The sequence below is a fragment of the Butyricicoccus sp. AM05-1 genome (assembly GCF_003474415.1).
In the GTDB taxonomy this organism is placed as follows: domain Bacteria; phylum Bacillota; class Clostridia; order Oscillospirales; family Butyricicoccaceae; genus Agathobaculum; species Agathobaculum butyriciproducens.
Window position 1 is genome coordinate 36,838 of record NZ_QUDG01000004.1, and the last position, 14,422, is coordinate 51,259.

The 14,422-nt window shown below is 54.1% G+C and carries 11 protein-coding genes; all 11 read left to right on the plus strand.

Annotated elements, in window-relative coordinates; translation table 11 throughout:
* Positions 1–15 precede the first annotated feature (15 nt).
* The 11 genes from DW088_RS07545 to DW088_RS07595 all read left to right on the plus strand — a co-directional run bounded on the left by DW088_RS07545 (position 16) and on the right by DW088_RS07595 (position 14,411).
* A complete protein-coding gene (locus DW088_RS07545; RefSeq protein ID WP_118360265.1) occupies positions 16–1,116 on the plus strand; it encodes an ABC transporter ATP-binding protein in 1,101 nt (366 codons plus the stop codon).
* A 14-nt stretch (positions 1,117–1,130) separates the two neighbouring features.
* Complete coding sequence (locus DW088_RS07550) at positions 1,131–1,775, plus strand: DUF624 domain-containing protein (protein ID WP_158574636.1); 645 nt, start codon at positions 1,131–1,133, stop codon at positions 1,773–1,775.
* Between the two features lie 16 nt (positions 1,776–1,791).
* Positions 1,792–3,159 carry a family 4 glycosyl hydrolase gene (locus DW088_RS07555; RefSeq protein ID WP_118360267.1) on the plus strand — a complete coding sequence of 456 codons (1,368 nt, stop codon included), beginning with the start codon at positions 1,792–1,794 and terminating at the stop codon, positions 3,157–3,159.
* Positions 3,160–3,162: 3 nt separating this feature from the next.
* The gene (locus DW088_RS07560) at positions 3,163–4,074 is read left to right on the plus strand and encodes a carbohydrate kinase family protein (protein ID WP_118360268.1); all 912 of its coding nucleotides are present in this window, start codon (positions 3,163–3,165) and stop codon (positions 4,072–4,074) included.
* 21 nt (positions 4,075–4,095) lie between these two features.
* Positions 4,096–4,833 carry a glucosamine-6-phosphate deaminase gene (gene nagB / locus DW088_RS07565; protein WP_118360269.1) on the plus strand — a complete coding sequence of 246 codons (738 nt, stop codon included), beginning with the start codon at positions 4,096–4,098 and terminating at the stop codon, positions 4,831–4,833.
* 150 nt (positions 4,834–4,983) lie between these two features.
* Positions 4,984–6,336, plus strand: a complete 1,353-nt coding sequence (locus DW088_RS07570) for an MATE family efflux transporter (RefSeq protein WP_118360270.1) — start codon at positions 4,984–4,986, stop codon at positions 6,334–6,336.
* Between the two features lie 443 nt (positions 6,337–6,779).
* On the plus strand, positions 6,780–8,246 hold the full coding sequence (locus DW088_RS07575; protein WP_118360271.1) for a sulfatase: 1,467 nt from the start codon (positions 6,780–6,782) through the stop codon (positions 8,244–8,246).
* Between the two features lie 20 nt (positions 8,247–8,266).
* Positions 8,267–9,799 carry a sulfatase gene (locus DW088_RS07580; protein ID WP_118360272.1) on the plus strand — a complete coding sequence of 511 codons (1,533 nt, stop codon included), beginning with the start codon at positions 8,267–8,269 and terminating at the stop codon, positions 9,797–9,799.
* 167 nt (positions 9,800–9,966) lie between these two features.
* The gene (locus DW088_RS07585; RefSeq protein ID WP_118360273.1) at positions 9,967–11,754 is read left to right on the plus strand and encodes a sensor histidine kinase; all 1,788 of its coding nucleotides are present in this window, start codon (positions 9,967–9,969) and stop codon (positions 11,752–11,754) included.
* Positions 11,735–13,189 carry a response regulator transcription factor gene (locus tag DW088_RS07590; RefSeq protein ID WP_118360274.1) on the plus strand — a complete coding sequence of 485 codons (1,455 nt, stop codon included), beginning with the start codon at positions 11,735–11,737 and terminating at the stop codon, positions 13,187–13,189. Before DW088_RS07585 ends, DW088_RS07590 begins: the two co-directional genes overlap by 20 nt.
* Positions 13,190–13,280: 91 nt before the next feature.
* On the plus strand, positions 13,281–14,411 hold the full coding sequence (locus tag DW088_RS07595; protein WP_118360275.1) for an ABC transporter substrate-binding protein: 1,131 nt from the start codon (positions 13,281–13,283) through the stop codon (positions 14,409–14,411).
* The last annotated feature ends 11 nt before the right edge of the window (positions 14,412–14,422 follow it).

Consider the following 14,422-nt stretch of genomic DNA (forward strand, 5'->3'; position numbering starts at 1 on the left):
ACGAGGTGAAATTACATGGCAAGCATTAGTTTGAATCACATCAAGAAGGTGTACCCCGGTGATATCGAGGTTATCTCCGACCTGAACCTGCAGATCAAGGATAAGGAGTTCGTCGTACTGGTCGGACCGTCCGGCTGCGGCAAATCGACCACACTGCGCATGATCGCGGGTCTAGAGGAGATTTCGGACGGCGAAATGTACATCGGCGACCGCAAGGTGAACGATGTAGCGCCGAAGGACCGCGATATCGCGATGGTTTTCCAGAACTACGCGCTCTATCCGCATATGACGGTTTACAAGAACATGGCGTTCGCACTCAAGCTGCGCAAAACGCCCAAGGACGAAATCGACCGCAAGGTGCACGAGGCGGCTAAGGTGCTGGACATCGAGCATCTGCTCAACCGCAAGCCCAAGCAGCTTTCCGGCGGCCAGCGGCAGCGTGTCGCGCTCGGACGTGCGATGGTGCGCGACCCGGCGGTATTCCTGCTCGATGAGCCGCTGTCCAATCTGGATGCCAAGCTGCGCACCCAGATGCGCACCGAGATCATCAAGCTGCATCAGAAGCTGGATACGACCTTTGTTTACGTCACGCATGACCAGACCGAGGCCATGACCATGGGCGACCGTATTGTTGTTATGAAGGGCGGCGAGATTCAGCAGGCGGACACGCCGCAGACGCTGTATGACCATCCGTGCAATCTGTTCGTTGCGGGCTTCATTGGTTCGCCGCAGATGAACTTCATGGATGCCGAACTGGGACGCGATGCGGACGGCTACAAGCTGACCTTTGCGGACCAGAGCCTGCACTTTGCGGGCAGTGATGCGCTGAGTGAGTACGTTGGAAAGACGGTCGTGTTCGGCATCCGTCCGGAGAATTTGCACACCTCGGGTGAAAAGTTTACGCAGAATGCGGCGCATACGCTCACCATGCATGTGGACATCGCTGAGCTGATGGGCGCGGAGATTTACGCGCACTGCACCTGTGACGGTACGTCCGTGACCGTGCGTACGCCGTCCGGCGAGCCGATTCATGCGGGCGACACCATCACCGCGGCTGTGGATATGAGCCGCATCCATTTGTTCGATAAGCAGACCGAACGCGCGATCGCGTTCTGACAGGAGGAAAATTTGTGTTTCGTCCATCCTATTTGAAGGAAGGTCCGGGCATTGCCAAGGATGCACCGGAAAAGACCGGCGCCGCATGGGTCGGGGAGACCCTTGTACGGGAGTTCTGGCAGCTCGTCAAGCTGAACGTGCTGTTTCTGCTGTGCTGTCTGCCGGTTGTGACCTTTGGCGCGGCTCGAGCCGCTATGGCGCGCTGCACGGTCAATATGGCGCGTGATGTGCCCAATGATGTGTGGACCGACTTTCTTGCGGCACTGCGGCAGGATACGGTGCGTAATCTTCTGTGCGGACTGGTCGAGCTTGCGCTGCTGTGGATGGGCGTGATGCTGGTAACGGCGGACGGATTTTTCCCGGCCTTGATAGGTATGCTGCTGCTCTGCGTCACAGCTGCGTTTTTTCAGAATTTCTGGGCGGTGCAGGCAGCGGTGGACATCCCGTTTGCGGCAGCGGCAAAAAATGCGTGGCTGCTGTGTCTGCTCCGTCCCGGCATGACTGTGCTGGGGCTGGGCGTAAATGCGCTGCTGCTGATTCCGGCAGTGCTGTTTTTCCCGCTTTCTCTGCCGTATGTGCTGCTGTTCCCGTGCGGTTTGTCCGGATTTGCCTCGGGCATGATCGGCTGGTCCAGCTGCAAACGGTATCTGATTCGATAACAGGAGGTATCTTTTTATGAAATTAACGGTAATCGGCGGCGGCGGTGTACGCTCCATGTTCCTCGCAAAGAGCATTGCACAGCGTGCAGAGGAGCTGCACATCGACGAGCTGGTATTTATGGATAACGATCCGGAAAAGCTCCGCATCTACGGCGGTCTGGCGGCACACGTTGCGCGTATGCTGTGCCCGACCATGAAGTTCACGCTGACCTCCAGTGCGGAGGAGGCGGTAACCGATGCGGATTACGTCATCACGACCATCCGTGTCGGCGGCGACGCGACTCGCGTGCGCGATGAACGACTGGCGCTTGATCTGGGTATTCTCGGTCAGGAAACGACCGGCGCTGCCGGCGTTTCGTTTGCCATGCGCTCGATTCCGGCGCTGGCTGAATACTGCGAGCTGATCAAGAAGCTGGCAAAGCCGGGCGTCAAGGTATTTAACTTTACCAATCCGGCAGGCGTGGTTTCGCAGGCACTGCGCGATATGGGATATGATTTCACCTACGGTATCTGCGACGCACCGAGCGGCATGCTGCACCAGTTTGCCGACCTGTACGGCGTGGATGCGTCCCGCATTTACGGCGAATGCTACGGTTTGAACCATCTGTCCTACTTCCAGAGCATCAAGGTGGACGGAAAGGAGATCATGCCCGAGCTGATCGCCAATGACGAGGCTTACGCCAAGACCGATATGCGCTTTTTCGAGAAGCGTCTGCTCGAGGACCGCGGCTGTGTGCTGAATGAATATCTGTACTACTTCTACTACCGTGAAAAGGCGGTTGCCAACATTCTGAACGCCAAGCAGACGCGCGGCGAGATGATCTGCGACATCAACCGCCACATGACCGAGGAGTTGTCCAAGATCGACATCGAGAACGACTTTGAGGCGGGTCTCAAGTGCTTTGAGAAGTGGTACGGCATCCGCGAGAACAACTACATGGCCAATGAGACTGGTATTCACCGCGACAAGCCGTGGACGTTTGATGTGTATTCCAAGGACGCGGGCGGCTACGCAGGCGTTGCGCTCAAGTTTATCGAGATTGCAGCCTCCGGCGGCATGGGCACGATGATCCTGTGCGCACCGAACGGCAATGCCATCGAAGGCCTCGAGCCGACCGATATTATTGAGGTCACCTGCGATATCTCCCGTGAGGGCTGCAAGCCGCACCATATCACCAATATTCCGGAGAGCAATCTGGAAATGATCCGCCGCGTAAAATATTACGAGCGTCTGGCGGCACGCGGTATCGTCAACCGCTCCAGGAAGGATATCACCGAGTGCCTGACCATGCACCCGCTGGTCGGCTCTTACTCGCTGGCAAGCAAGCTGACCGACGAGTATATCAAGCTCAACGCGCCGTATATCGGGGACTGGAGGGACTGACGCATGTCGTTTCTCGCTTCGGTCGGTGTGACCAATGTGGATTTGATGTATGTCGGCATGCCGCGCGTGCCGCAGGAGGGCGAGGAGATCTTTTCGCAGGATTTCCGCGTGCTGCTCGGCGGCGGTGCACCGGGTACGGCAGTAAACGCCGCCCGTCTGGGCATTCCGACCCGTCTGGCGACCTATCTCGGCAGCGATCTGTTTTCCGGCTTTGCCCGCGCGCAGTTTGAGCAGAACGGCGTTTCTCCGTACAATCTGGCGGCGGAGGGCGAGACCGGTATTCCGGTGAATGTCACCAGTGCCATGCTCACGCCCGGCGACCGTACGTTTGCGACCTACTGCAAGCCGACCGCCATCACGGACGAGTTGCTCGAGCGGGTATATACCATGTCCAAGGGTGCTAAGCTGGTGCAGATGCAGGAGGGCTTTTTGCCGGTATATCGCAAGCTGCACGAGGAAGGAGCCATTCTGATTTTCGACATGGGCTGGGATGATGAGCTGAGCTTTGAGAAGTACGGTGATTATCTGCGTCTGGCGGATTACTATACGCCGAATACCAAGGAAGCGCTCAAGATTACCGGCAGGGACACGCCGGAGGAGGCGCTCCGCGTACTGGCGGAGTATTTTGAGCATCCGCTGGTCAAGCTGGATAAGGACGGCTGTCTCATCCTCGAGGACGGCACGCCGCGTCTGCTGCGCAATATTCCGGAATTCACCTGTAAGGATTCCACCGGTGCGGGCGATGCGTTCCTTGCAGGGCTGATGTACGGTCTGTACCATGGCTATCCGTTCGCGGATTGTGTACGGTTCGGCAACATCACAGGCGGCAAGAGTGTCACCGGTGTGGGCTGCCTGACCGAGTATGTGCAGGAGAGCGAGCTGCTCGCACTGCGTGAAAAGTATAAGGATTTATAAGCGTTTGGAGGCTTTTTTGTTATGAGAATCATTCGTGCAAAGGATTACAAGGATATGAGCCGCAAGGCGGCAAATATCATTTCTGCGCAGGTCATCCTCAAGCCGGATTCCGTGCTCGGCCTTGCCACCGGCTCGTCGCCGATCGGCACATATGAGCAGCTGGTCAAGTGGTACGAAAAGGACGATCTGGATTTTGCGGATGTGACTACAGTCAATCTGGATGAATACTATGGCATGAAGCCGGAAAACGATCAGAGCTATCATTATTTCATGCACGACCACTTTTTTGATCATGTGAACATTGACCCGTCGCGTATCAATCTGCCGAACGGCATGGAGCCGGACGAGAAAAAGGAGTGCGCCCGCTATGATGCGGTGCTTCGCAGTGTGGGCGATGTGGATATTCAGCTGCTCGGCATCGGCCGCAACGGCCATATCGGCTTCAACGAGCCGGACGACTGCTTCGCCAAGGGCACGCACTGCGTGGAGCTGACCGAGTCCACCATCGAGGCAAACAAGCGCTTTTTCGCCAGCGAGGATGAGGTGCCGCGCCGTGCCTACTCGATGGGCATTCACACCATCATGACCGCAAAAAAAGTGCTGGTCGTTGCCAGCGGCGAGGACAAGGCGTGGGCTATCCGTGAATCCTGCTTCGGTCCGGTAACGCCCAAGGTGCCCGGTTCGATTCTGCAGCTGCACAACGACGCGATCGTTATCGCAGATGAGGCAGCTCTCAGCCTGTGCGGCGATTTTCTCTGATTTCTGATCATAACGGCGGCGGTACCGTGTTTTATCTTACCGTGCGGTAAATCAACAGCATTCTGCGGTACCGTCGTTTTGAAACCCGAAGTGCAGTTCCGTCTCCTTCTGCGCTTTGGGTTTTATGATTTTTCGCAAGGGAGGTGCGATATGGTGCGCGTTACCGATATGACACACGGCCGTCCGATACGGCTGATTCTGCTGTTTTCACTGCCGCTGATGCTGGGCAGCGTGTTTCAGCAGCTGTATACCATTGTAGATACGATTATTATCGGACGTGGTGTCGGTATGCAGGCGCTGGCGTCCATCGGTGCGGCGGATTGGATCAACTGGCTGGTTTTGTGGGGACTGCAGGGCTTTACGCAGGGCTTTGCGATTCTCGCGGCACAGGAGTTCGGTGCGGGCTCCTATGACCGGCTGCGTCGTGTACTGGCTATGATCGTTAAGCTGTCGTGCTGGTTCGGCATCGCAGTGACGATCATCAGCCTGTTGCTGATAAGGCCGCTGCTTACGTTGCTGCACACCGATCCTGCGGTGTTCGGTGGAGCGCAGACGTACTTATATGTGCAGTTCGGCGGCTCGCTCATCATTATTGCATACAATATGGCGGCGGCCGTGCTGCGCTGTCTGGGCGACAGTAGAACACCGCTGTTTGCGATTATCGCGGCGAGCTTTGCCAATATTGCACTCGACCTGCTGTTCGTGATGGGGTTTGGGTGGGGCATTTTCGGAGCCTCGTTCGCAACCGTACTGGCGCAGCTGATTGCGTTTCTGATGTGTCTGCGGTCGCTGCGGCGGCTGCCGTTCGTGCAGCTGACAAAGGCTGACTGGAAAACCGACCCTGCCATTCTGCTGCACCTGTGCCGCCTTGGCATTCCGACCGGCCTGCAGATGAGCATGATCACACTGGGCGGCATGGTGCTGCAGTCCGTGCTGAACGGCTTTGGCGTGGTGTTTGTGGCGGGCTACACGGCGGCAAACAAGCTGTACGGCATACTCGAAAGTGCATCGGTGGCATTTGGCTATGCCATGACAGCCTACATGGGGCAGAACCGCGGTGCACGAAACGCGGCACGCATTGATGCAGGCATTCGGGCGGTGCTGGCCCTATCCGCCGGATTTACAGCCGCCATCGTGACGGCTATGCTTCTTGCAGGCAAACCGCTGCTGGGACTGTTTCTTTCGACCGAGGAGGCGGGCGCAGCGGATGCGCTTGCGGTGGCACACCGGTATCTTATGGTGCTGATGGCATTTTTGTTTGCACTGTTCGTGCTGCAGGCATACCGCTCCTCACTGCAGGGGTTGGGCGAGATGACTGTGCCGACGCTCTCCGGCTTTGCGGAAATGCTCATGCGCATGGGCGCGGCGCTTGTGCTGCCGACCTTCATCGGGCAGAGCGGCGTATTCTTTGCGGAGGGCGCAGCATGGGTGTGCGCGGCGGCGCTCAATCTGGTCTGGTATTATATGCGGATTGGGAAAATCAAGCGGGATATGCTGAAATAACAAAAAGACAGCGAAAGCTGTCTTTTTGTTGAGGCTGCTCGAAAAACTCCGTTTTTCGAGCAGCCTCTCGATTGAAACCACGCTTTCAATCGAATCTTGACGAAAAGCCGCGCCCTATGGGCACAATTTTTCGTCCCTTGTATAATTCCCGAGGTACACGCCCCCGGGAATTATGAATTTGCTGTGCAAATTCTATTTTATGCGTGCTGCCGCACGAAAAGTAAAAACGATAGATTGACTTTATCGACAGACTGCACAAAAAGACAGCGAAAGCTGTCTTTTTGTGTTTACAGAGTCGTTTATCTGTTTACTCATCGAAACACAAAAAAGTGAAAAAATCCCTCAAATAATCAAAAGACGGATTTTGTCTCCAGACGCTATAATCAAGTCGTACAGAACAATACACTGGGAAAATCGTATTCGGACGAAAGGAGAGTGCATCGGTGAGAGCAATTTTACTGCTTTTTGATTCACTGAACCGGCACTGTCTGGAGCCGTATGGCTGCGGCTGGACGCAAACGCCGAATTTCAGCCGTCTGGCAAAGCATTCGGTCATGTTTGACCGCTGTTATGCCGGCTCACTGCCGTGCATGCCTGCTCGGCGGGAACTGCACACCGGACGGTATAATTTTCTGCACCGAAGCTGGGGACCAATCGAGCCGTTTGATGACTCAATGCCGGAGCTGCTCAAGAAAAGCGGCGTATACACGCATCTGATCTCGGATCATCAGCACTACTGGGAGGATGGCGGTGCTACCTATCACACGCGCTATAACTCATGGGAGTGCGTGCGAGGACAGGAAGGTGATCCGTGGAAGGCTCATGTCGGTGCAGTGGAACTGCCGCCGCATTTGGGGCAGGCAAATAAACAGGATGAAGTTAACCGTGCCTATATCCGCGGACGGGGAAAGCAGCCGCTGGAGAAGGTGTTCGGTCTGGCGTATGAATTCCTGAATGAAAACCGTGATGCGGATAACTGGCTGCTGCATATCGAACCCTTTGACCCGCATGAGCCGTTTTTTGTGCCGGAAGAGTATCAGAATCGCTATTCGGATGACTATAATGGGACGCGGTTTGATTGGCCGCCTTATGACCATATGACGGAACCTCTGGCTGCACAGGTGCACTGCCGCAATCAGTACGGTGCACTGCTGACCATGTGTGATGTATATCTGGGAAAACTGCTCGATTACATGGATGTACACCGGATGTGGCAGGACACCATGCTCATCGTGGCGACCGACCACGGCTTTTTGCTGGGAGAGCATGGATGGTGGGCGAAAAATCGTCCGCTGTTTTACGAGGAGCTGTCGCACACACCGCTGTTCATTTGGGATCCGCGAACCGGAGCAGCAGGAGAACGCCGGAAAGCTCTGGTGCAGACTATCGACCTTGCGCCAACGCTGCTGTCGTACTTTGGCGTACCTATTCCACCGGATATGCAGGGTCACGACCTGCAAACCGTTCTGCAGCAGGATATACCAGTTCGTGATGCTGCGCTGTTTGGCATGTTCGGCGCGCATGTCTGCGTGACAGATGGTCGGTGGATATATATACGGGCCGATCGACCGGGCACAGCGCTCTATGATTATACGCTGCTGCCGCTGCATCAGCGAGCCATGTATGCACCGGAAGAACTGCAGAAACTAACGCTGCAAGAACCGTTTTCCTTTACCAAAGGGTGCAGAACGCTGAAAATTGCTATGCCAAAGGATTTTTATCCATGCATGTCCACTGCGCCGGAGGAAAACCGAGATGCACTGTTCGATCTGCAGACCGATCCTAAGCAAGAACACCCGATAAAGGATCTGATACAGGAGCAGCACATGATCGATTTAATGTGTCGTTTGATGCAGGAAAACGATGCACCGGCAGAGCAATATGCGAGAATCGGCTTGCAACAGCCGTAAGAATAACAGGGAGGAACAACATGAAAACCATCTTCATTCTGTGCGATACACTCAATCGACGCATGCTGTCCGCGTATGGTGCGGGCAAGGACGCGGCCATCACACCGAATATTGACCGGCTGGCGCGGCGATCTGTCGTGTTTGACAGCCACTGGTGCGGCTCTGCGCCGTGCATGCCCGCACGCCGCGACATCATGACCGGACGGCTGAACTTTCTTGAAAAACCGTGGGGAGCAATGGAGCCGTTTGATCAGAGCCTGCAGAGCATTCTTTCTGGTGAAAAGAATGTGCATACGCAGATGTTTGCCGATCATGCGCACTATATCATCTGCGGCGGTGAAAATTATGTCAAGGGGTTTACCGCATGGGAGGTCAACCGAGGTCAGGAATGTGATCCGGTGTGGACGCGTCCGTGTAAGGACGGTATTCGTCCGGATACGCCGCCGAAGTGGTTTAAAGGCTCGTGGACCGAAGCTGAATGTGAAAACCGTTCGCACTTTCACACAGAGTATGATTATCCGAGCGTAAAGACCATGTGGCATGCAGCGGAATGGCTGGAGGACAATCATGACGCGGATAACTATTTTCTGTGGGTAGAGGCGTTTGACCCGCATGAGCCGTATGACTGCCCGAAGTATTATCTCGATTTGTACGAGAAGGAAGGCGACTATGACGGACCGGACTTCACGCATCCGTCCTATGCGCCCAACGAGTTTAATGAGGCGGAGACTGAGCATCTGCACAGACGCTGCAAGGCTGTCATGACCATGACTGACCGTCACCTCGGTGAAATTCTCGATGTGATGGACAAGTACAATATGTGGGAGGACACTATGCTGGTGTTTACCACGGACCACGGCTATCATCTCGGCGAGCACGGCTACATGGCGAAAAACTACATGGCACCGTACAACGAGGTTTTCCACATCCCGCTGATGATTTCGGCACCCGGTGTACAGCCGGGACGATGCAGTGCAGTAACGCAGAACATTGATGTTCTGCCGACTGTGATGGAGTATTACGAGATTTCGCAGGAGGTGCTGCAGTATCCAATCCACGGCAAGAGCCTGTTGCCGCTGCTGCGCGGTGAGACCGACAAGGTTCGTGACGGTGCGATCTTCGGCTATTTCGGCAAGCAGATGGCGTGGACGGACGGCAAATACACCTATTTCCGTGCCGCAAAGGACGAGAAAAACCAGCCGCTGTACGTTTACACAGCTATGCCGACCGTTCTGCGTCAGTTCTACGGCGGCAACGACGCTGTAAACACCGAGGATTACAAGCGGATTGAGATGGGTCGCTTCCTGCCTTGGACGGACTATCCGGTATACCGTTTCCCGGCGGATATTATTCACTGGGGCAATGATTCGCAGCAGTTTGTCGGTCGTTCGCCGTATAACGAGGAAACACTGCTGTTCGATATCGAATCGGATTATGCACAGGAGCATCCGCTGCACGATGAAGCACTGGAGCGGCACTGCATCGAGCAGATGAAACGCTGTATGGCGGCACACGACGCACTGCCGGAGCAGTACGAACGTTTGGGTATCTGATAAGACTGGTTGAAATGCACATTCTTGCTGGAAGGATAAGGGTGTGCATTTTTGCCATATTTCCTGTATCATAGAAGAAGCGGTGCAATCGACGGAATTTGACAGCGCAGGAATATGGCAGAGGAGCGAGCACATTGCAGAGAGAAAAGAGAAATGGGGTATGGCGTATGCTGCTTTGCGGAAGCAAACGCCGCAAAATGTCGCAGAGCATGATAGCGACCAGTGTGCTGTGCGTGCTGATTTCGGTAGCAATTGCGGTCTGCGCGATCGGCTATTTTACCTTTCAGCTTGTAGTAGGCGAAAAAGGCAAGGCCCGCGTAGATGTACTGCAGCAGATCAGCGACAGCAACTCGGTCAACCGCACCAACATGGTGAAGGCGATGGATGCACTGTATGAGGATTTTTACGATGATCTGACGGCACCGAAAAGTGAAAAGAGCAGCTGTGCCATCCAAATGCTGCTGGAGCAGACCGACCGTCAGTTCAAACGGATCGGCATGGATATGACGATCGATATTCTGCTGAACGACCGCCGCATGTTTTCGACTGACCCGGATGAAAACAATCTGAAAAGCCTGAAAAACACCTACTGGTACATCAAGCATTACAGCGGTGAGACCGATACCAGCTGGAATCTGCGCTTCTGGGATGTAGATGATATTTCTACTTATGGTCTGGCGTACGGCAAGACCGTATATGCTCAGGATGGCAAGGTTGTCGGAATGATTGTACTTACCTCGCGGTATGAGGCACTGTTCCGCACGTTTCAAAAGCTGGTCAGCGACGGTGTGAAGGTGTACATTCTCGACCGGAACGGCATCATTATTTCACACACCAATCCCAACCGCGTTGGCAACTGGGCATTCGATATGAAGACATTTCAGGAGGAATACGGCAGAAATACCTATAAGATTATCCAACGCTCCAAACAGAAGATACTGATTGTCAATTACCATGATGCGTCCAGCGGTTGGACGTTTGTCGAAGAACAGAATATGGACGAGCTGCTGAGGGACGGACTGAAAACCGTGCGAAATTGTCTGACGATTGTATTGCTCGGCTGTATTGTTGCAGCAAGCATTGCGTACTGGCGCGGCAGACGCATTACGCAGGTGCTGTCCGACTTTACGGATGAGATCGGAGATATGTCGGTTGAAAAGCTGAGTGAACTGCCGGTCAAGGACGAATACGAAGAAACCTATGTGCTCAGTACCACCTTCAACGGCATGATACATCGAATTGAAGAATTGATTGATGATATCCGTATCCGAGAGCAGGAAAAACAGCGCACGGAGTACGATTTTCTACAGGCGCAGATCAATCCGCATTTCCTTAACAACACGCTGCTGTCGGTCAAGAGCCTGATCGCCATGCACCAGCCGGAACGCGCCTACCGAATGATGAATGAACTGGTCGAGCTGCTGCATATTCCGGCAACGCCGGAGATACAGTTCGTGCCGCTGGAGGAGGAGCTGCATTTGATGCGCAGCTATATGTCCATCATGAACTGCCGCACGGAAAAGGACACGGTTCTCATCTGCGAGGTGCCGGAGAAGATGTACGGCATTTATGTGCCGCGCATGATCGTGCAGCCGATCATCGGTAATGCCTTTTTTCACGGCTTTGCTGAGATGGAGGAAGGTTGTGAAATTCGCTTGAGGGCAGGTCTGCGCGGTAATGCACTGTATATTGAGGTAACGGACAACGGTGAAGGTATTGCTCCGAAGCGGTTAGAACAGGTGCAGTCAGGAAATTACCGCTCTGGGCGGTTACATCATGGCATCGGTCTGCGCAATGTGCGCAAGCGTCTGCAGATTATCTATGGCGGTCGGTCGGATGTGACGGTTCGTAGTGAGTTCGGCAAATACACCACAGTAACGATTACGATGGATCACTACCGTTCTATCCCAAAGCGGGAACAGGGAGGCGAGGTAAATGAAGATCATAGTAGTTGACGACGAACCGCTGGTCAAGCAGTATATCGTGCAGTGTGTGCGCGATGCAGGCGGCGAAAATGAAATCACCGCAGCGGTGACTTCAGGTGCAAAGGTGCTGCAGGAGATGAATGCAAACCCTGCCGATGTGGTATTTGCAGATATCACCATGCCCAAAATGGATGGTATTGAACTGCTGCAGGAGCTTCGGCGGCAGTATCCGAGCACGGCGGTCGTCATGCTGACCTGCCACGATGATTTTGAATATGCTCGTGCGGCCATGCAGAACGGTGCTAAGGATTATATTCTAAAAACCGAGGTCAGTGCGGATAAGATTCGTGCGGTTCTGGATAAGCTGCAGAGCAGCCGGCAGCAGCATATCTCTGAGAGTGCGGTACAGCAGATCGGGCGCAGCCGCTTTCTGCGCAGTATGGTGGAGCAGAGCGAGGACATGACGCCGGTCAGTGCCGTTGATCTGCAGGAAAACAGCATTTATTTGAACGAGCGCGCATTTCTGACGGTGGTTTTTCTCAATCAAGGTCAAAATGCGGAGATTATGCAGAAAAACATGCAGGAGCATTTTGAAAATCCGCTGTTTTATGCGTACAGTGAGCAGGAGGTGTACCTGCTGGTCAACATTAGGCGGAATGCCTTTGCGGAGGAGCAGGATGCGGCGGCATATTTCTATCAATGTGCAGAGAGGCTGAACGGCGGAATCGGATGCAGCGGCGTACATCATCATTTTACTAATCTGCCAAAGTCATTTGCAGAGGCCGTGCGGGACTTTGATGCGCGGTTTTATCAGGTGTCAGCACAGAAATTGCCGCATGAGATTCATGTCAGTGAAGTGGAAACCTGCATCATGCGTGCAACGATTAAGCTGACCGATGGAGATATTCAGGGCGGCTGTGCCGATTTGGAGCGTCTGCTGCAGTGCGCAGAGAAAGATAAAGTACGCAGCAGCTTTTTACGCGAAACCGTGCAGCAGCTGTTTTCCGGTCTGGCTGTCAAGCTGGAGCCGGAGCTGCAGCATACAGCGGATGCAGTTGCTTCCTGCTGCACATTTGCGGCGTTGTGTGAAGCGGTTTGTGAAGGCATTGCTGTACTGCAGCGCAAGCACGGCGTAGGATATTCTGCTGCAATACGAAAGGCACTCGATCACATCAATGCGCATTATGCGGAGGATCTTTCACTTAATACGGTTGCGGATGTGGTATTCCTCAACCGAGATTACCTGTCGCGGCAGTTCAAGAAGGAGGTCGGCGTTAACTTTTCGGAGTATTTGATGAGCGTGCGCATGAAGCAGGCGCGCTGCTTGCTGGAAAACAGCAGTCTGCGCATTTCAGAAGTGGCTCTTCGGGTCGGTATCACGAACATGAGCTACTTCTCGACGGTTTTCCACAAGGTGTTCGGCTGCAAGCCGAATGATGTGCGCAAGAACAAGCAGAGCGGATAATGTCATAAATGTGAAAAACCGAGTCAAATATTAAAAAGACTTTGTGCAGGGTTTACGGTAAACTATACTCAAATCAAGGGAGGTTGAAAAAATGAAACACGGATACAAAAGAGCGATCGCAATGCTTCTGGCAGCAACTGTAATGACCGGTCTGACCGCGTGCGGCGGCGGTTCCTCCTCCGGCGGCGGCTCGGGTTCCGCTCCCGGCGGCTCGGGTGACGGCACGTTTACCGCTTCCGGCAAAACCCTGAATGTTGGTGTTCAGTCCAACATCATTTCTATTCCCACAGTTTATGCAGAGGAGAAGGGTTATTTCGATGATCTGGGTTTGGATGTTAACCTGATTATGTTCCCGAACGGCTCTCCGGAGAATGAGGGCCTGGCAGCAGAACAGCTTGATGTAGCTTCCAATGGTCTGGCATCGGTTTACTCGACGGCTTCCGGCCTGTGCGACTGGATCGCAGAGTCGGACAGCGGCTCGATCACCGCAAAGGTTTATGTCCGCAAGGACAGTCCGGTGCTCGATCACAAGGGTGAGATTTCCGGCAAGCCGGATATGTACGGCAGTGCAGATACACTGAAGGGCCTGACCGTTCTCGGTCCTACCTCCACGATGGAGCAGTGGATTGCAAACTCGTACTTTGCACAGTTTGGCCTGACTGCAGGTGCGGATTACGAATATCTGAACATGGATCGCGCAGCAGCCGCACAGGCGATTCTGACCGGTGAAGGCGACGTATTTGTTGCCACCGACGTTGACTACTGCAACATGATGGAATCGAACAACATGGTAGAGGTTGCAGACTGCATGGAAGCAACGGACACCGAGTTCAAGAACGGTTTCCTGGCCCGCAAGGACATTTTGGCAGACCGTTACGATGATGTGGTGCTGTTCCTGCAGGGCATGTGCAAGGCAGCTGAAGAACTGCAGGCTGATCCGGATCTGCGCAACGAGTTTGCACTCAAGTTCTATTCGGAGAACGGCAAGCCGGCTGACGAAAACGACGTTAAGACCGAGACCGAAATTCGTCCGTTCGTTGTTCCGTCCGATTATGAGGCTTCGGATTATTATCTTGGTTCCGGTCTGCTGCAGGTAGGCAATTTCTTCGCCTCCATCGGCACGATTGAAGAGGATCAGGTTGCCAATATTGAGGAAGCCATCAATGTCAATCCGCTGCAGGATGCGCTCGGCATTACTGTAAAGGCAGCAACCCTGAAATAACATACTGTCAG

Coding starts and splice junctions, on each gene's coding strand:
- nagB (WP_118360269.1), top strand. CDS start 4,096: ATGAGAATCATTCGTGCAAAGGATTACAAGGATATGAGCCGCAAGGCG.
- DW088_RS07555 (WP_118360267.1), top strand. CDS start 1,792: ATGAAATTAACGGTAATCGGCGGCGGCGGTGTACGCTCCATGTTCCTC.
- DW088_RS07580 (WP_118360272.1), top strand. CDS start 8,267: ATGAAAACCATCTTCATTCTGTGCGATACACTCAATCGACGCATGCTG.
- DW088_RS07590 (WP_118360274.1), top strand. CDS start 11,735: ATGAAGATCATAGTAGTTGACGACGAACCGCTGGTCAAGCAGTATATC.
- DW088_RS07585 (WP_118360273.1), top strand. CDS start 9,967: ATGCTGCTTTGCGGAAGCAAACGCCGCAAAATGTCGCAGAGCATGATA.
- DW088_RS07560 (WP_118360268.1), top strand. CDS start 3,163: ATGTCGTTTCTCGCTTCGGTCGGTGTGACCAATGTGGATTTGATGTAT.
- DW088_RS07595 (WP_118360275.1), top strand. CDS start 13,281: ATGAAACACGGATACAAAAGAGCGATCGCAATGCTTCTGGCAGCAACT.
- DW088_RS07570 (WP_118360270.1), top strand. CDS start 4,984: ATGGTGCGCGTTACCGATATGACACACGGCCGTCCGATACGGCTGATT.
- DW088_RS07545 (WP_118360265.1), top strand. CDS start 16: ATGGCAAGCATTAGTTTGAATCACATCAAGAAGGTGTACCCCGGTGAT.